Annotated in this window: 17 protein-coding genes; 4 read left to right on the top strand and 13 right to left on the bottom strand. The window is 39.2% G+C overall.

The genetic code is table 11. From position 1 onward, the window contains the following. The first annotated feature begins 126 nt into the window (after positions 1 to 126). Positions 127 to 918 carry an FxLYD domain-containing protein gene (locus L3V42_RS06305; protein WP_238471569.1) on the top strand — a complete coding sequence of 264 codons (792 nt, stop codon included), beginning with the start codon at positions 127 to 129 and terminating at the stop codon, positions 916 to 918. Positions 919 to 1,113: 195 nt separating this feature from the next. Here L3V42_RS06305 and L3V42_RS06300 read toward each other — a convergent pair whose 3' ends face one another. Further along, positions 1,114 to 2,013, bottom strand: coding sequence for a sulfurtransferase (locus tag L3V42_RS06300; RefSeq protein ID WP_238471568.1), 900 nt, complete (start codon positions 2,011 to 2,013; stop codon positions 1,114 to 1,116). 1,100 nt (positions 2,014 to 3,113) lie between these two features. On the opposite strand from L3V42_RS06300, the gene L3V42_RS06295 reads away from it, so the two are divergent. Next, complete coding sequence (locus L3V42_RS06295) at positions 3,114 to 3,707, top strand: Uma2 family endonuclease (RefSeq protein WP_238471567.1); 594 nt, start codon at positions 3,114 to 3,116, stop codon at positions 3,705 to 3,707. A 221-nt stretch (positions 3,708 to 3,928) separates the two neighbouring features. Here the strand turns inward: L3V42_RS06295 and L3V42_RS06290 are convergent, their stop codons facing one another. Together L3V42_RS06290 and L3V42_RS06285 are read right to left on the bottom strand one after the other, a co-directional pair. Next, a complete protein-coding gene (locus tag L3V42_RS06290) occupies positions 3,929 to 4,612 on the bottom strand; it encodes a uracil-DNA glycosylase family protein (protein WP_238471566.1) in 684 nt (227 codons plus the stop codon). 251 nt (positions 4,613 to 4,863) lie between these two features. Then, positions 4,864 to 5,277: a hypothetical protein gene (locus L3V42_RS06285; RefSeq protein ID WP_238471565.1), complete on the bottom strand. Its 414-nt coding sequence runs from the start codon at positions 5,275 to 5,277 to the stop codon at positions 4,864 to 4,866. Positions 5,278 to 5,578: 301 nt separating this feature from the next. Between L3V42_RS06285 and L3V42_RS06280 the strand changes: the two genes are divergently transcribed. Next, the gene (locus tag L3V42_RS06280) at positions 5,579 to 5,725 is read left to right on the top strand and encodes a hypothetical protein (protein WP_235763308.1); all 147 of its coding nucleotides are present in this window, start codon (positions 5,579 to 5,581) and stop codon (positions 5,723 to 5,725) included. Positions 5,726 to 5,793: 68 nt separating this feature from the next. Here the strand turns inward: L3V42_RS06280 and L3V42_RS06275 are convergent, their stop codons facing one another. From L3V42_RS06275 to L3V42_RS06260, 4 genes are read right to left on the bottom strand one after another with little or no spacing between them, the layout of a single operon-like run. Next, entirely contained in the window at positions 5,794 to 6,798 is a 1,005-nt protein-coding gene (locus L3V42_RS06275; protein ID WP_238471564.1) for a FecCD family ABC transporter permease, read from the bottom strand. Then, positions 6,795 to 7,790, bottom strand: a complete 996-nt coding sequence (locus L3V42_RS06270; RefSeq protein ID WP_238471563.1) for a FecCD family ABC transporter permease — start codon at positions 7,788 to 7,790, stop codon at positions 6,795 to 6,797. The genes L3V42_RS06275 and L3V42_RS06270 overlap by 4 nt, the downstream gene beginning before the upstream one ends. 4 nt (positions 7,791 to 7,794) lie before the next feature. Then, positions 7,795 to 8,712 carry an iron-hydroxamate ABC transporter substrate-binding protein gene (locus L3V42_RS06265; RefSeq protein ID WP_238471562.1) on the bottom strand — a complete coding sequence of 306 codons (918 nt, stop codon included), beginning with the start codon at positions 8,710 to 8,712 and terminating at the stop codon, positions 7,795 to 7,797. Further along, on the bottom strand, positions 8,666 to 9,508 hold the full coding sequence (locus L3V42_RS06260) for an ABC transporter ATP-binding protein (protein ID WP_238471561.1): 843 nt from the start codon (positions 9,506 to 9,508) through the stop codon (positions 8,666 to 8,668). The genes L3V42_RS06265 and L3V42_RS06260 overlap by 47 nt, the downstream gene beginning before the upstream one ends. A 142-nt stretch (positions 9,509 to 9,650) precedes the next feature. On the opposite strand from L3V42_RS06260, the gene L3V42_RS06255 reads away from it, so the two are divergent. Next, positions 9,651 to 10,739 carry an NAD(P)/FAD-dependent oxidoreductase gene (locus L3V42_RS06255; RefSeq protein WP_238471560.1) on the top strand — a complete coding sequence of 363 codons (1,089 nt, stop codon included), beginning with the start codon at positions 9,651 to 9,653 and terminating at the stop codon, positions 10,737 to 10,739. A gap of 211 nt (positions 10,740 to 10,950) precedes the next feature. Here L3V42_RS06255 and L3V42_RS06250 read toward each other — a convergent pair whose 3' ends face one another. The 6 genes from L3V42_RS06250 to L3V42_RS06225 form a co-directional block, all read right to left on the bottom strand. Beyond that, on the bottom strand, positions 10,951 to 11,331 hold the full coding sequence (locus L3V42_RS06250) for a PH domain-containing protein (RefSeq protein WP_238471559.1): 381 nt from the start codon (positions 11,329 to 11,331) through the stop codon (positions 10,951 to 10,953). A gap of 126 nt (positions 11,332 to 11,457) precedes the next feature. Beyond that, positions 11,458 to 12,168, bottom strand: coding sequence for an SDR family oxidoreductase (locus L3V42_RS06245; protein ID WP_235763314.1), 711 nt, complete (start codon positions 12,166 to 12,168; stop codon positions 11,458 to 11,460). Positions 12,169 to 13,184: 1,016 nt separating this feature from the next. Beyond that, positions 13,185 to 14,540, bottom strand: coding sequence for a PTS cellobiose transporter subunit IIC (gene celB / locus L3V42_RS06240; RefSeq protein ID WP_235763315.1), 1,356 nt, complete (start codon positions 14,538 to 14,540; stop codon positions 13,185 to 13,187). A 21-nt stretch (positions 14,541 to 14,561) separates the two neighbouring features. Further along, positions 14,562 to 15,065 carry a hypothetical protein gene (locus L3V42_RS06235; protein ID WP_235763316.1) on the bottom strand — a complete coding sequence of 168 codons (504 nt, stop codon included), beginning with the start codon at positions 15,063 to 15,065 and terminating at the stop codon, positions 14,562 to 14,564. Positions 15,066 to 15,178: 113 nt separating this feature from the next. Then, complete coding sequence (locus L3V42_RS06230; protein WP_156856129.1) at positions 15,179 to 15,502, bottom strand: PTS cellobiose transporter subunit IIB; 324 nt, start codon at positions 15,500 to 15,502, stop codon at positions 15,179 to 15,181. 47 nt (positions 15,503 to 15,549) lie between these two features. Further along, on the bottom strand, positions 15,550 to 17,034 hold the full coding sequence (locus tag L3V42_RS06225) for a glycoside hydrolase family 1 protein (RefSeq protein WP_238471558.1): 1,485 nt from the start codon (positions 17,032 to 17,034) through the stop codon (positions 15,550 to 15,552). Positions 17,035 to 17,052 lie beyond the last annotated feature (18 nt).

Here is a 17,052-nt window from a genome sequence, read left to right as displayed (position 1 = left end):
TATTTTTTGGGAATAAATGAACGGTGCACTAAGTAATATATAGGAATTAAGTAGATAACTAGATATAATTACCCTCATGTGCTACGATGTAATGAAATAGTACTATATCGGAGGTAGTGATTCAAAATGACTATGAAATTCAAATCTAGCATTCTTTTCTTTCTCATTATTTCTTTTGCGCTGTTTCTAGTTGCTTGTGGTGGAAGTGGACACGCAGGCGACACAAATGATTCGACTGCGGATGAAGCGGAGGCAAGTGCAGCTGAAGAACAAGATGATGAGCAAACGCAAGAACAAGAAGCAGAACCAAAATTAGAAATCGTAAACTCAACAGGTGGAGCATGGGAGAATTCAATCGGCACAATCTGGGTTCATTCTTCTGCTGTTTTTGAGAATACAGGAGATGTTCCGATTGAAATTGGTGAAACACAGATGAACTTTAAAGATACAGAAGATGGCATTCTAGGAACTGCCTCAATGATTTACTCGGTTCCGAGCGTTGTAGAGCCTGGTGAACAGGCTTATATAAGTGAATCAACAATTTTGGATACGGCAACGGATGCATCCGAGTATAAAGAGACTACTTACAATTTTTCTTTTGATGAGACAAGTAACAGCCCTAATCTAATGGAAGTATCCGGTGTAAATGGTACTACTGGTGCTGATGAGTATTCACAGCCTTATACAGTGACCGGTGTAGTGACGAACACTACAGAAGAATTACAAGATGATATCAGAATAGCTGCGGCACTTTTTGCAGAAGATGGATCATTGCTAGGAGTTTTAAAAGGTAGTGTTGACGTTGGGCTAAATCCTGGAAGTGAAGCTGGATTTGATTTATCCTACCCTGATTTACCTCAGGAAATTGCTGACAAAGTAGAAACAGTTGATGTTAAAGCCTATGGTTGGACATGGTAAATGATTTAAATATGATAATAGAGTGGTACTCATCAATTCGCTGGTGAGTTACCACTTTTTTCATAGTAAGCGTGACATCAATATTGTCCAAGTTCCAAACACTAAAATTTAAAAGCCATAAGATTAAATGACATAATGCACATTCTCACTTATGGCTCTCTATCCGTTAGTCTAAATCCAATTTCAAAAGAAACCCTATTTCTCCGCTTTATCTAATGGTAACGATGAATCTGCTGTCCATTCAGTCATAGAGCCATCATACATTGCGACATTATGTTGACCCAATTTGTTTAAGAGGAGTGCATTCCAAGTTGCAGCAATCCCGCTGCCGCAGTAGGTTATCACCTTCTTATTTGGATCGAGCGCTCCCACCTTTTCAAAGACTTCTCGTAATGCTTCATCATCATAAAGTTCCTTCGTGTTAGGATTCGAGAAATTGCCGAAAAATACATTTACACTGCTAGGAATATGTCCGCTTCGTGTGTAGGTATCTGTTTCTCCGTTAAAATCAGCTTCTGTTAAGCTATTAATAAGAATAACATTCTCATCGTTGATAGCATTTTTTACGTCTTCTTTTGTTGCTAACAGTTCTGGCCGACGTTTCCCGGTAAATGTCGCCTTCGGATAGGTTCCAGGCTCAGTCGTTACCGGACGCCCCTCTTCCTGCCATTTCGGAAATCCTCCATCAAGAACTGCAACATTGTCAAAGCCTTCGTAATTCAATTGCCAAGCGAGACGTGATGCCCAGTCTGAAGCGATGATTGGTGCTCCAACTGTTGCAAATCCCTGATCATATACGACAACATACGTACCATCACCAACGCCCAGATCGCTAATTTTTTCCACAAACAATTCCCTTGGTGGAACTGTGAATTTGAATGTTGAATCGGGATCGGAAAGCTCTTCAAGTAGATCAGCGTAAACAGCACCAGGAATATGGCCTTTTTCATATGCATCTTTACCTGACCAAACATCATAATAACCGCCATTTTCCGGTTGTTTTAAAAATGTTGTAGCATCTAACAATCTTAAATTAGGATCATCCAGTCTTTCAGCTAACCATTCTGTAGTGACAATTAATGGAACAGTATTCATGATGCTCTCCTCCTCAAAAAATTGTTCTAATTATATAGTTTATTAATCCTATATAATTAGTCTGAATTAGTTAAAGGATAGCACGTGAATCTTATAATAGCAATAATGAAGATTGTTAATATTTTTTTACCAATCAGTAAAGCAGCTGAGAAGAACGATTTTAATTCATCAAACATGCTAGGCACTTCTCGAATATTGTTGAAGTGTCAGGTAGCTGGAGCAACTCGTTAAAAGTAAACGAACAAACGACCCTAGGAGCCATCCTATGAACCACGATATGGACCACTACCCGAACCGCCATGCGGGCCATTATCTGGACCACCATCCGCCCCCTTTAATTAAACAATACAAGACAATATAAATACAAAACAAAATAAGAGATGCATCTGCAGCAGATCTGCATAAGACTATTTATTCTGCAAGTAAGATGAAAGACTATTTAGATTTCGGACTTGCATTTCGGGAAGTTGTGGATTATACTACAAATTATTAGATCTCTTCCGCTAGATTATTTGCAATTCCTTTTAACCATTCCCATTATTCACTAAAAATAGCTTAGCAGCTTTCACACAAGGTGGTATTGTTTTAAATTAACTTTCTACCAAACACAAAACACTTCCTAGCTCACACACCAAGCCTTTAAAAGGATGTAAAGCGATGGCAGCTATGCCAGTACTTATTAAAGAAAATCCCCAAATACAACCCTGCACGAAGCATGATCAACTCTACAAACAAATCTTCCACATATTTTTTAAAAGAATCTCTTGAAGCCTTTTCCCTGAAGTGCATGAATACCTTGATTTCCATACCATTAAGCTGATGTCGGAGGGAGCCTACACATGTCTTATTGAAGGAAAAAACTGCCGTCGCGATATTGTTGTTGAAACGTAACTGAAAGACTAAAAATCAATAGTAATTTCATTTCGTGCTAATGCTAGGGTTTCTTTTAGAATTAGGAGGATAGTAAGTGTGCGTGCCATGTAAGATTAGGACGGTTCAGGCTTCGGAACCTGAGTTGTGTTTGTTGAATCGCTATCTTCTCGTCATATTTCAGATAAATGGTAAACGATGAGCAGCTACAAATGAAGGGAGACGATACAATGAGCAATAAAAAAGTGAATAAAGACAAATCTATTGTTAGAGAAGACCATCTGACCTATGATGACTACGCCTTGATAGATGATGAAAAGCGTTACGAGTTGGTAGACGGGAAATTGGAGTTGATGAGTCCGGCGCCATCGACGATTCATCAGCTGATTAGTTCTGAAGTATTTAAGCAATTATCTTTAACTTGTGAAACCGACTATCTCATTTTCTTCGCCCCCATTGATGTCATCTTGTCGCCAAAAGATGTACGTCAGCCAGATATAGTGCTGGTTTCTCGAAATCGCATGGAAGTTATCTCTCAACATGGTATAGAAGGTCCTCCCGATCTTGTCATTGAAGTTATATCTCCCTCGTCTGTGAAACGAGACAAAATTGACAAGTTGGCAACTTATGCACAATTTAACATACCAGAATACTGGATGGTTGACCCGCGGATGGAAACGCTCGAGCAATATATTTTGAAAAACGACCGCTACGAACTTGTTAATCTATTTCAAGATGACGAGACCGTTCTATCCCCACATATCAGCTGTATTGCATTTACAATGAACAACGTGATGGAGAATATTCCTGACATCAACTATTGAATAAGAGGAATGATAACATTTGGTTTATGAATATCAACTATTTTAGGATTGATGGCTATGCGAGAATGTGTAGTAATCACGAAGGATATTAAACCTTCGACAAATTTCGGTAAGTGACAGGCATTAAACTGATTTTGTCGTAAAGCCAGGCACTAACACCACTCCCATTCCTCTCCCCATTCTTTCACTTTTTCACGTAGTTGTGATTTTTCCCGCTGAAATTACATAACACGATGCCCATTAGCACCAGAAGGATGGGGAAATCCCGTTAAGTAAGTATGATGTGATAATTGTTGTTCATCCTTTAGCTTAAGTACCACCTGTTCCACCGTTTTTCCAAGGGGAATGATTAATGCAGGTTCCCTAATTTGCGCTAATTCTTTTGGAAAATCTAGGAAAGCGTAATGATGTAACAAATTGGAACGATTTATCGCCGGCTGATGTCCAGTATAGTTACTTCCTTTAAAAAATACCGGATATTTTATAACGGATGTTGTATGAAGTAGATATCTGTTTTTACTGAACAGGTCGGTTGAGTGAGCTATACCAAGTACGCTGGGAATACCGCATTGATCGATCATATCGATAAGATTTTTCCTCATGGAAGCAGCAAATCCAGCTGCCTTTTTAGTTTCTGTCAGGCATGTTTCTAACTTGTCGTCAGCTGCAAAACTCTTTATAAATTGTTCATAAGCGATTTTCATTTGTCTCCAACCAGGGGTAATTCCAATAATAACTACTTTGGCTTCACGGTTAATATATTCGTTGTGAGGGGCATAGTACATTTCAATATCCCCGTCTCTTTCGATTAAAATCTGTTCTTTTAATAAATCTTGCTTGGTGAGCGGTCTATCGAGGGGTAATGTTTCAATCAATGGTAAGAAATGATGTATTGTTGGCTGCATTATGTCACTCTTTTCTATTCAATCATGGATATTTTAAAATAAACATGATTTAATGAATTTCATAATACGTATTTAATGCTTCACCATCACCATATGTAGTTGAGTTGGTTCGTTCCCAACTACATATGGTGATGGAAAAGCCGACTTTGGTAATTATGAAATTCATTCGATTGCTTATATGATAAGATTGACGGGTAAAGTCATTGGCCGAATGCCCCTACCCACCAATCTATGTAAAAGTTTTAAGCGCTTTATTTACACTCCTGACAACTTCCCTCTGTATTTATAAACGTTGCGAATTCATTACAGTATTGACAGGTATTATCATTACTAGGTAGTATTCCCACAGTGTTGAGGAACGTATCGTCTAAATCCTCAAAGTATTGATTGATAAGCGGATACTCTAAGCAAGTATTCCCTTTTGTGATAGCAACAATATCACAGTTATTAGCGGGCCAATGTATTACTCCGATAAATAGATCATTTTTATTCGGTGTACTTTTTGGGAATTCTGCTTTAAATCGCTTCATATTCGGAAATATGTAAGTTTGGATGTTGGCAGGTGTCCCTTGCCATTTCTTTTTAATATACGTGAATTTCTCTTCCCATAGGTCAATTGGTATGGGATCTTTAGCTGTTTTCTTTTTTAAAAGTGATTTTAACATAAAAGTGCTCCTTTATAACTATGTGTGTAATCTAAATAAAACCCTCTAATAAGACATCTAAATGTGTCTGTATCAGAGGGTTTCTTTATATTTTGTAAAATCCTTTATCAGTATAACTGAAATGATATTATTATTCAATGGCTAATGTATTGTGATGAATGACATGGTTAAAAATTACCACTTAGATAATGTATATGATAAGCCTTGGTTGTTTTCCTATAAAAGGAATTTGCGGTTTATTCATATTTAATAATAAGGCAAATTCTATAGTGGGAAAGATAGGAAGTTAAGTGATTTTGCAGTGGTGCATGATGAGCTTCGTTATTTTAACGAGGACCATATAAGAGATAACGAGCCGACTGAAAATGATGAGGGTGGTTCTGAATCAGATATGGAACTTCAAAAAGGTAGTAACAAGGAATTCGATAAAAATCGAGGTGCGGAATAACAGAAGATGGAATGACTGCAAATGAATCACAATTTGCAGTCATATTTTTGCTCTAAGTCGCTACTTCTTCAATCCCTTATCAACAAATAAACAAAATATGGGGCCCCAATCAAAGCAACCATAATCCCAGCTGGAATCGTCGTATCAATCAAATTTCTTCCAACCGTATCCGCAACCAGCAACAACCAGCCACCAAGTAAAATTGCAATCGGGATAAACAGTTGATTCCTTGGTCCGACTAGTGATTTTGCAAGATGTGGTGCAATCAGTCCGATGAAGCTGATTCCCCCTGTGACCGAAACCGCAGCAGCTGCTAATGCAACAGCTGTTAATAGTAGTGTGACGCGCTCTCTCTCAATAGAAACCCCAACACCAACCGCAACAGGTTCACTTAATCCAAGCAGGTTTAACCGGTTCGCTCTATATAAGGTAAATGGAATCAAAATGATGAGCCAGGGAAGGAGAGCGACAATAAATGGCCAGTCTGTTCCCCAGATGTTTCCCGCGATCCATTTGGCGATAAAATCTACTTTCTCCCGCTCGGCAGAGGAAATAATTACGATCATTGCACCTGAGAGTGCCGCAGAAAATCCAATCCCGATGAGCACAAGATTTATAGGTTGCAAGCCATTTTTTCTACTATAGGCAAATAGATAAATAAGGAAGCCTGTCATAACTGCGCCGAGAAATCCAACAACTGGAATCATGTAAACAAAACTTCCTGCTTCAATCGGGAAAAATAAAAAGAAAACGGCAATGGCGACTCCTGCCCCGGAATTAATACCGATAATGCCGGGATCAGCCAAATCATTTCTCGTAATTCCTTGCAGGATTGCTCCAGATAAAGCCAGAGCCATCCCAGATAGAAGGGTAATCACTATCCGTGGCAAGCGAATTGAATATAAGATGAATTCTTCATTTCTACTGCCAGACCCGAGGAGCGTCTGGATGAGTCGGTCAAAGGTTAAGCTGGATGAACCGATGCCCATGCCTATTATAACCGTCGATATAATAAGTAATAATGAAATGATTAAAATGATGCGCTGTTTTTTAATTAATGCCGGATGTATCATACGAATGCTCTTCCTCCTTTACGAACGATGAGGAGGAAAAAAGGTAAGCCGATCACGGATATGATGGCGACAACAGGTGTTTCAAATGGTGCATTCAACGTGCGTCCAACTGTATCAGCGAACAGCATGAAGGCAGCTCCTGCAATCGCAGCCATTGGCAAGATAAACCGGTAATCCGTCCCAACAAAAGACCTGACGATATGCGGAATCATCAGTCCAATAAACGTCAAATTCCCTACGAGGGCAACGGATGCGCCTGCGAGGATAATAATGACGATAAAAAGCAGGATTTTAACTTTGAAAATATTTTGCCCAAGACCAATCGCTACCTCTTCATTCAAACTGAGAATCGTCAGCTGCTTGGAAAGGAAAATCGCCAGTACAATTCCGATCAGGATAAAGGGCAAGATAATTTGCAGTTGCTTCCAATTCGTACCGATCATTCCGCCTGCTGTCCACATGGAGACATCTTTTGATATTTTAAAATAAATCCCGATCCCCTCAGCAATGGCAACTAGAAATGCGGAGACCGCAGCTCCAGCAAGTACGATGTGAAAGGGAGAAAACCCACTCTTTTTCATCGAACTAATGCCAAATACTAATCCGGCTCCGATTGCCGCTCCGTCGAAACAGGCAACCATCGTGAGAAAATAGTTGGCTGTAGGGAGAAGGGCAATCGTAATTGCTAAAGCCGCATTCGCACCGGCCGTTAAGCCGAGGAGCCCAGGATCGGCGAGCGGGTTGCGGGTTAAGCCTTGCATGATCGCACCAGATACAGCAAGCGCTGCTCCGACAGCTATCGCAGCAACTTCCCGGGGCAAGCGAATTTCACGGATAATGGAAATTGCGTCATTCGACTCAGAAGTTGTGAGTGCGAGCCACACATCTTGAACCGAAATTTCCGCTGCCCCAAAGCTCATCGCAAGGAAAAACATGCAGATAAAGACGGGAATGGCTAGTATAAATTTAAATGCTAAAGCTTTTTCCTTCATAACTTTATTTTCCTAAAAATCCTTCTTCAAAGAGTGTGAGCTGCTTTTCCAATGTAACCGGGTCGCTGAATGATGCACCTTCCCCTTGCATATCAATCACATTACCACTCTTCACAGCCGGTATATTCTTGTAGGTGTCCGTTTCCTGGAAGGCGGTGTCTGCCTCGGAATATTTACTTAGCACGATATAATCACCTGCAAATTCTGGGAGCACTTCTGCCGATAATGTATAATAACCTGATTCGGATGCGTGTTCCTTTACTTTTTCAGGCATTTTGAGTTTCATTGAATCATATAAGATTTCTGTTCCACGGGCAAAGTCTTCGCCGTAAACATAAAGGTCTTTGCCATAGGCTTCCATAACCGATACGGTTGCATCCTCGCCAATCTTGGCACGGACTTCTTCACCGATTTGCTCTGCGCGCTGTTTAAAGTCTTCCACCCATTCTGTCGCTTCTTCCGCTTTCCCAAGGAGTTTGCCAATTTCGATATGTTGGGTTAAATAATCTACTTTGCCCCATGTAAAGGTTACAGTTGGTGCAATTTCTTCTAACTTTTCAAGATTGTTCACCGTTGATAACGCAATAATTAGGTCTGGTTCCAATTCCAAGATCCCTTCCAAGTCATCTTCTGAAACTTCTGCTACATCTTTCAATTCTTCTGCAAAGGTCGGATTGTCTTTAGACCAGACATCCACACCAACAACGTTCACTCCTAAATGGATGACATTTCCTGTATAACCGGAGAGGATGACGACCCGTTTAGGATTGGCGGGGACCTCAATCGGACCTGTCTCCGATTCGTATGTAATGGTTTCACCTTTGTCTTCTGTTGTGTTACTTGTTTCTTCCGTTGCATTGGAATTACCGCAGGCGCTAATGAGAATGAGCAGCAGCAAAAATGGGATGATTCGTTTCTTCATATTCGTTTTCTCCTTTCAGTAGGTTATATGTCATACACATTGGTTTATTCGTGCGCGGATCTCGTCCGATAACGGCATCGATTTGAAAAACTTCCCGGAGCACTTCCGAATTTATAATTTCTTCACAAGTCCCGGCTTTCACGATCTCTCCTTTCTTTAGCGCAATGATATAATCAGCGAACCTGGCCGCTTGATTTAAGTCATGCAACACCATAATAATCGTACGGTTATGTTCTTCATTTAATTTCTGTAATAACTCTAAGACCTCGAGCTGGTGCGCCATGTCTAAATAAGTCGTTGGTTCGTCCAGAAAGATAATTTCCGTTTCTTGTGCGAGCGTCATGGCAATCCAAACTCGTTGGCGCTGACCGCCGGAAAGAGAACTGATCGGGCGGTATTTAAAATCTGCTATACCTGTAACTTCAAGTGCCCAATCGATGACTTCCAAATCCTTTTTCGTTAAACGTCCGAAACCAGTTTGATAGGGGAATCGCCCGTAGGATACTAGCTCTCCAACCGTTAGCCCATCGACACTTTCAGGAGTTTGAGGAAGTATTGCCATTTTTCTTGCGAGCGTTTTTGTGTTTTCTTTTACAATATCTTTCCCATCTAACAGGACGGAGCCTCCTTGGTGAGGGATAATCCGTGTAATAGCCTTCAATAAAGTAGATTTTCCACAACCGTTGGATCCGATGATCGTTGTAATTTTCTTATCTGGAATGGTTAAACTGAGATTTTTAACGATTGAGTGATCCCCATAGCCAATATATAAATCTTCACCAGAAAGGCGGGTCATTTATATTACCTCCATCCTAAATTAGTGACATTTAACTGATAATGATTATCAATTTCAATTATATATGTTAATATATAGTTAAATTTTCAATGTGTCAATGTCTATTCAAAATTAAAATAATTTGGGGTTGGAGTGGATGAGGATGAAACAAGAGGAACTGTTTGATGTAACGATTATTGGTGGAGGTCCGGCCGGGCTTTATTCCACTTTCTATAGCGGTTTACGGGAAATGAAGACGAAGCTGATTGAATATCAGCCGCGTCTCGGCGGGAAAATCCAAGTTTATCCAGAGAAAATGATTTGGGATGTCGGTGGGGTGCCGCCCGTTCCAGGGGAAAAGCTCATGGAGCAATTAGTCGATCAAGCGTTGATTTTTGAGCCAACCGTTGTGCTCAATGAGAAAATAGAAGAGATTTCCCGTAATGAAGCAGGACATTTTATATTGCGGGCGGCTTCAGGCGAAAGGCATTTTTCAAAAACAGTGATTGTCGCAGTTGGAGCGGGGATTTTAAATCCGAAAAGACTGGAGATTGAAGGGGAAGAGCGATTTGAAGTTGCGAATATTCATTACGCAGTCACGTCACTTAAACGATTCAAGGGCAAAACCGTGCTTATTTCAGGGGGCGGGAATACGGCAATTGACTGGGCGAATGAACTCGAGCCGATTGCGGAAAAAGTATATATGACATATAGAAAGAATGAACCGACTGGTCATGAGGCGCAAGTTACTAAACTGCGAAACAGCTCTGTGAAGTGTCTTCCGCAAACGATGATTACGAAATTAGTTGCTTGTGAGAACGATAAGAAAATAGAATCGGTTGAGATAACAAATCAGGTGACTGGGGAGAAAATTGAAGTTGCTGTTGAAGATGTGATCATTAATCACGGGTATGAACAGGATGCGAGTTTACTACAAAAAAGTAAATTAAATATCAAAATGGCGAATGACTTTTTTATTGCGGGTAATGCCCACTGTGAATCATCCGTTCCCGGCCTGTACGGTGCTGGAGATATTTTAACTTTCGATGGGAAACTGAATTTGATTGCTGGCTGTTTTCAAGATGCCGCAAATGCTGTGAACCGGGCGAAGCAATTTATTCAACCGCAGGCCGATGAATATGCGATGGTGTCCTCACATAATGATCTTTTTCAGAAGCGGAATCGGGAGTTGGTGGAGGAGATGATGAGGGAGGATATTTGCTGTAAGAAGTCTGTAAATCAATACGAATAAATTAGAGATATCGATAATATTAGTCTTGTAATCAAATAAAACACTCAGTGTTGAATTTAATCTGAGTGTTTTGCCCAATCTCTATTTTAATTAATAGAATGAATTTCATAATTACCAAAGTCGGCTTTTCCATCACGATATGTAGTTGGGAACGAACTAAATCAACTACATATGGTGATGGTGAAGCATTAAATACGTATTATGAAATTCATTAAATAATATATTCATTAATGAGCTGATATACTTTTAACAGCAATTGATCCATGTTTTTATCTTTCATGAATCGTAATTCCACACGTAAACCACCAGATAAGAATAGCTTGATTTCTGAATCTAAATCTAATCTACCAGCAGTCTCAATAGAATACGTGATGATATTTTTAAACGGTATAGAGAAATATTCTACTTTTTTCCCAGTAATTCCTTGCTTATCTGCAATCAGGATTCGCTTGTCTGTGAATACGGCAATATCTCTTATTGTTTTCACACAAAATTGAACCTCTTCTTTAGGTGAAAGAAATTTAGCCATATCGTCCGAAAGGGGTATCTCATTGTAAAAGGTGAATACTTTGTGTTTCATTTGTTCTGCCATTTTAGTTCCTCCTTTTTGAAAAGACGAATCTATTATTTGCGGCTATTTCCCTATAAAGGAGTTATTATAACAGCTACAATAAAAAATAAGCTAAAGGAGGGATCCTTGGATAGACCCCTCCTATTTTTACACCGGTCGAACCGTGATTTCATTAACATTTACATAATTAGGCTGGGTAACAGCATAGACGACAGCCTTTGCAATATCAGTTGGTTCAAGCTTTTTACGGCCATTCCAGCTGTTGTCACTGCTTAAGTTCGTATCGACCATGCCCGGTGAAATATTGGTTATTCTTACACCTGTTCTAGCGAGTTCTTTTTCTAATCCTTGAGAGATGACCCGGACCGCATGTTTTGTAGCGCTATAAACGGTATTTGTTTTTGTTACTTCAAGACCGGAAACGGAAGCAATATTGATAATATGGCCAGCCGACCGGGATACCATAGAAGGTAAGACAGCATCGATGCTGTAAAGCGTGCCTTTCACATTCACGTCAATCATTTTTTCCCATTCTTCCACCTTGCCAGATTGTACGGTTGCTGTTAGCATTTGTCCAGCATTATTGACAAGAATGTCCACATTTCCTAGCTCCGTTTGTGCCTGTTCCACGAGTTGATTAACGTCATTCTTAGCGGATACATCCGCCTGGACAGCAATGACTTTCACTTTTCCATTTGTTATTTCCGTAATTTCATTCTTTACTTCGTTCAACTTATCCATTCGGCGGGCGGCGAGGACGATATTTGCCCCTTTACTTGCTAATTCCTTAGCAATAGCAGCACCAATTCCAGCACTGGCCCCTGTAACGATTGCTGTTTCCCCTTGTAATTTGTTCAAGATAATCTCCTCCTCCTAGTTGTCGCTACCATCTCGCTCTTTTATCTCTTTGATATGAAGGCGATTGAAGTTATTCTCAAATGGATAGCAAAAATAAAGCATTTGCACTAATTATTAAGCATTTGTTGTTAATACTCAAGGAGTATGCATACTTCGATGATTTTGCTAGATCTAAAGTATAGGTATTTCAGCAAGCTGATTATCTTTGTGTATGTTTACATGGTGGGAACTAACGTTCCTGAATTTGTTTAATTTCGTGCTGGTAAGTGATATAATGATTTAAAAAATGGTACACCGCTAGTTATTGAAGTACGAAGGAGGCTTTGAGATTAAAGATAGAAAAGTGCGAAGAAACATAACGTTATGAAAGGAGGTCATCTAACTTATCAGAACTATGCTTCAATGAATGATCAGGAGCGCTATGAATTAGCGGGAGGGAAACTGGAACTGATAAGTCCATCTCCTTCAACGACTGATCAACTGATAAACGCAGAGATTTATAATCAACTATGCGAAAGGTTGTATGTCTAACTTCTTTATTTTTTTATGCCCCAGCCGATGTTATTCTTTCTCAAACAGAGGTCCGTCAGCCTGATCTTGTTATGGTTCGCGTCAGCGCGTGGAGATTTTGACAGACCGTGGCATTGAAGGCTCACCGGATCTTGTAATTGAAATCATTCCTCCTTCTCCTTGAAACAAGATAAAATGAACAAGTTAGTTTCATATGCATATTTTAATATTCCTGAATATTGGATTGTTGATCCAATTGGGGGCACTTGAGCAATATATATTGAAAAATAAACGCTTTACTATGAAACAAGAGTAAACGGTTTTGAATAAAAAAGCAGCAATATCAGAAGGGATCTATCCTTCTAATACGCCGCCTTAAGCTAGTTATTCAGGATTGCAATGATGCTAGTATAGTTTTATGGACACATCTAAGTTAAATTTATACAATGAATTTCAAGGAGGATGTGTCCTAAATATTGACGTAGATCCACAACTTATAATTTAGTTTAAATTAGCGATTCTCCACCTTCTTCTTGCTTAACTAACTTATTGTCATACATCTTAATGAAGGGCAGCCAAACTATAAATGCTGCAAGAGCAGAAACCAATGCAACAATGATTGCCAAGTAGTCCCCACCTGTACTCAAGAAAGCTCCGGCACCAATTGGAGTAGGCCAAGGAAGTTGTGCGATGACAGGACCTATAATTTTTAGTTTGATCGCCCAATAACCTATTGATGCTGATACCATTGGTGCTAGGAAAAATGGGATTGCTAAAAAGGGATTATAGACAATTGGTAATCCGAATATTAGCGGCTCGTTAATATTAAAAATACCAGGAGCAAGAGCGGCTTTGCCTAGAACCTTTAATTGCTTTGATTTAGCTAAAAATGCAATGAAAATACATAAGCCTAAAGTAGCCCCCGACCCCCCCATATAAACAAATGCATTTTGGAATTCGCCTGCAAATGGAATGTTTGCTCCATCTATGTTAGATTGCAAGTTTGTTAGAACGATTGGTGTCAAGAAGCCTGAAATAATAGTTGCCCCATGAATACCTACAATCCAAAGAGCGGAGATTAAGAAGTAAATAATTAAAATACCTACCCAGCTACTTGTTAAATTAACAACAAAGCCAAAAGGAATTGCAACAATCTTAAAGATATCAGTCCCCAGTGCAACTAGAATACCATTGATTAATAAAACAACAAAAGCTACTAGAAATGCCGGAATTAGGGCTGTGAATGACCTGGACACACCCTCTGGAACGGCCTCAGGCATTTTAATAACCCAATTTTGTTTAACACACAATCTATAGACTTGCACCGCTATAACGGACATGATGATTGCTGTGAATATTCCTGTCGCTCCTAAGCGACTTACCCCATCTGCAACCATTTCCCACCCATGGACAATTGTATTGTCTTCATCAATTAGATGTACGAGAGTCATTTTCCCATTCTCGATAACTAACTGAGGAACAGTCATAAAAAATGCAAACAAAGATAGTAAAGCACCATTTAACGGGTTTAGGTTTAGCTCTTCTTCTTCAGCAAATATTTTTGTATACTCATACCCAATAACGAGGCCAAAATATAACGCTAATATTCCCATCGTTGTTTTGTTTGCTAACATATACAAATCACTAATTCTGAAAAATGTATTATCAAAAAAGCCCTCTAAAAAAGTAAATGTCTCTGGTAGTACGTTCAAGACTAAGAACATCGATCCTACAATTACAAACGGAATAGAAGCCATCCCTGCAGCCATTATGGCACGCACTATACGGAAGGACGCAATTTTACCCATTGGACCCATTAGATATTTTTCTAAGAGAGCAAATACTTTATTTTCACTTTCCATTGTAATTTCCCCTATCTATTATTAATTAATAGCTTGTTCATATTCCTTGATGCGTTCAAAATGTTTATCCTCATTATGTTTAATCGAATGTAAACGCTTGAGAGTGATCGCACTTAATATTATTCCTAACATTAATATCGCTAAAATAAATAGTTTAGACGACCCTTTTTCAATTAGGAAAGGGTATAACTGGGTAAAGGAAGAAGAAAAATAAGTTGGTAATAACAATATAATATTTATCACAAGTTGAATTTTAAAATAGAATTTTGTGTGTGTTGCATTATTAGTATGACTGCTAAATATTTTTACCTGTTCGGCAGCACTCACAACAAATACGATGATTAATACCAATGGGATAAAGAATAGTGACGAATCACTCATCAATAATGAGATTAACCAATAAAAATTTGTAAAAAAGAATGACGCGGATACATATCTTACAAGTAAATATCGATTAAAATACATTGATTTTACACTTAACTTTTTTCTGTTTTGTACTATCTGTGCCATTTCATCTTTTTTCATTTAAATCCCTCTTCTATTAATCCAGCTCTCGCTACTAGCGTTTAGTAGCGGGGAAGCTGTTTATTAATAAGCGTGCCTTATTTCCACTCAATTGGACTTAATCTAAGAGCAGATCATTCATCCGGAAACTCTTGTAAAATCACATTCGCTAACTTTTCAATCCCCATAGGAATCGGAACATATGCCTGAGGTGGGATGTTTACAACTGGTTTGCCTGAACGATCCCCGGCATCTTTAAGCCTTTTATAGTACATTTTTGTTTGAGGACTTACCAAAAATAAATCAAAATCACCTTTTTCAATCAGTTTTTGACCTTCATTAGCTCCTGTTGCTTCTAATTCAATATCATGACCCTCCTTTTTAAGAAACTCTGTTGTTTTCTTAGCCATTAAAGAAGATGACATACCACCTGCACAAATAATTAACGCCTTTTTCATTTTACATCCCTCCATAGAAATATAATTTCGCTATTTAGAGGCTATCGTTAATCCAAGTACCGAGACACCCTAACGACAGCGCTTACATTTGCTTGAATATTTTCTCCATTATTATCAATGACTTCCTTGTACCAATAAAAGCTCTTCTTTTTGATACGTCGAAGGTCGTGTTTTCCGTCTTCACTCTGATTAACATATACAAACCCATAGCGTTTCTGGAATCCATTTAACCAGCTGAGAAGATCAGTAAAGGACCACACACAATAACCAATCATGTCAACACCGTCTGTAATTGCTTCCTGAATAGCCTTTAAATGAGTGTGAATATACTCGATGCGGTAGTCGTCGTTTATCGTACCATCCGCTTCAACGGTATCGTATTCACCAAGACCATTTTCGCTGATTAAGATTGGTAATCCGTAGCGGTTCGTTATTCGACGAAGACCAATCCGTAATCCTTGTGGGTCAATGTTCCAATCCCAGTTTGTTGTCTCTAGGTTTTCATTGGCAACAGTTTTAAAGAGTCCTTGTATACCAGTGCTCTCCATTGTACCTTTTTTACCTGTGGTGTTGAAGTGACCATCCAGTGTAGCGCCATCCAACGGATTTTTTTCATAAGTAGTCGTTTGATAATAGTTCACTCCCATGAAGTCAGGCTTTCCTTCTTTCAATAGTGTGAAATCGCTCTCTTTTACTTGTGGAGCAATACCTCTACGCTTGAGGTAATTCCAAGTTGCTTTTGGATACTCACCCCATGTGTAGACATCCATCCACCAGTGGTTTGTTAACTCTTCCGCGTTTTCTGCAGCTAATATGTCTGCTGGTTTTGATGTGGCTGCATAGGCTGGTGAGTATGCAAAACTTGGTCCAATTTTTCCATCAGGAACATAGTTACGAAATTCCTTAATAGCAATCGCATTTGCTAAATTAGCATGGTGGTTCACTTGATAGAATAGTTTGTCATCTTTTACCCCGGGTGGGTGCATACCTGTTTGATAGCCCAGTCTAGTGAATATATTTTGTTCATTTAATGAAACCCAATATTTCACACGGTCTCCGAACTCCTTGAATAATGTAATACTATAATTTCTAAAGTCCTCGACAATTTGCCTTGATTCCCAGCCACCATACTCATCTTGAAGAGCTTGTGGTAAATCCCAATGATAAATGGTTAATATTGGTTCAATACCATGCTTGACCAACTCATCAATTAAACGATTGTAAAAATCTATACCTTTTTGATTTACTTCTCCTTTTCCATTTGGAAAGATACGTGTCCATGCTACAGAGAATCGATAGGTTTTCAAGCCCATTTCAGCCATTAAAGCTATATCTTCTTTGTAGCGATGGTAATGATCAACAGCTACATCGCCGTTGGTATCTTTGAATGTTTTCCCAGGAATACGGACGAATTCGTCCCAATTGGACTTTCCTTTTCCATCTGTATCCCATGCACCCTCTACTTGATATGCAGCTGAAGCGGCTCCCCATAAGAAATCCGTCGGAAATGGTTTAAGTTTTTTGTGTAACACTGTACTAGTCCCTCCTTA

The sequence above is a fragment of the Oceanobacillus alkalisoli genome, assembly GCF_022213125.1.
Classification (GTDB): Bacteria; Bacillota; Bacilli; order Bacillales; family Amphibacillaceae; genus Oceanobacillus; species Oceanobacillus alkalisoli.
Note: the sequence above shows the minus strand (reverse complement) of the source record. Positions and strands in the feature narration are given on the sequence as shown.

Excerpts from the sequence above, each read along its gene's own strand:
- L3V42_RS06290 (WP_238471566.1), bottom strand. The coding sequence starts at position 4,612 with ATGCAGCCAACAATACATCATTTCTTACCATTGATTGAAACATTACCC.
- L3V42_RS06230 (WP_156856129.1), bottom strand. The coding sequence starts at position 15,502 with ATGAAAAAGGCGTTAATTATTTGTGCAGGTGGTATGTCATCTTCTTTA.
- L3V42_RS06300 (WP_238471568.1), bottom strand. The coding sequence starts at position 2,013 with ATGAATACTGTTCCATTAATTGTCACTACAGAATGGTTAGCTGAAAGA.
- L3V42_RS06275 (WP_238471564.1), bottom strand. The coding sequence starts at position 6,798 with ATGATACATCCGGCATTAATTAAAAAACAGCGCATCATTTTAATCATT.
- L3V42_RS06285 (WP_238471565.1), bottom strand. The coding sequence starts at position 5,277 with ATGTTAAAATCACTTTTAAAAAAGAAAACAGCTAAAGATCCCATACCA.
- L3V42_RS06270 (WP_238471563.1), bottom strand. The coding sequence starts at position 7,790 with ATGAAGGAAAAAGCTTTAGCATTTAAATTTATACTAGCCATTCCCGTC.
- L3V42_RS06260 (WP_238471561.1), bottom strand. The coding sequence starts at position 9,508 with ATGACCCGCCTTTCTGGTGAAGATTTATATATTGGCTATGGGGATCAC.
- L3V42_RS06255 (WP_238471560.1), top strand. The coding sequence starts at position 9,651 with ATGAAACAAGAGGAACTGTTTGATGTAACGATTATTGGTGGAGGTCCG.
- L3V42_RS06235 (WP_235763316.1), bottom strand. The coding sequence starts at position 15,065 with ATGAAAAAAGATGAAATGGCACAGATAGTACAAAACAGAAAAAAGTTA.
- L3V42_RS06295 (WP_238471567.1), top strand. The coding sequence starts at position 3,114 with ATGAGCAATAAAAAAGTGAATAAAGACAAATCTATTGTTAGAGAAGAC.
- L3V42_RS06250 (WP_238471559.1), bottom strand. The coding sequence starts at position 11,331 with ATGGCAGAACAAATGAAACACAAAGTATTCACCTTTTACAATGAGATA.
- L3V42_RS06305 (WP_238471569.1), top strand. The coding sequence starts at position 127 with ATGACTATGAAATTCAAATCTAGCATTCTTTTCTTTCTCATTATTTCT.
- celB (WP_235763315.1), bottom strand. The coding sequence starts at position 14,540 with ATGGAAAGTGAAAATAAAGTATTTGCTCTCTTAGAAAAATATCTAATG.
- L3V42_RS06265 (WP_238471562.1), bottom strand. The coding sequence starts at position 8,712 with ATGAAGAAACGAATCATCCCATTTTTGCTGCTGCTCATTCTCATTAGC.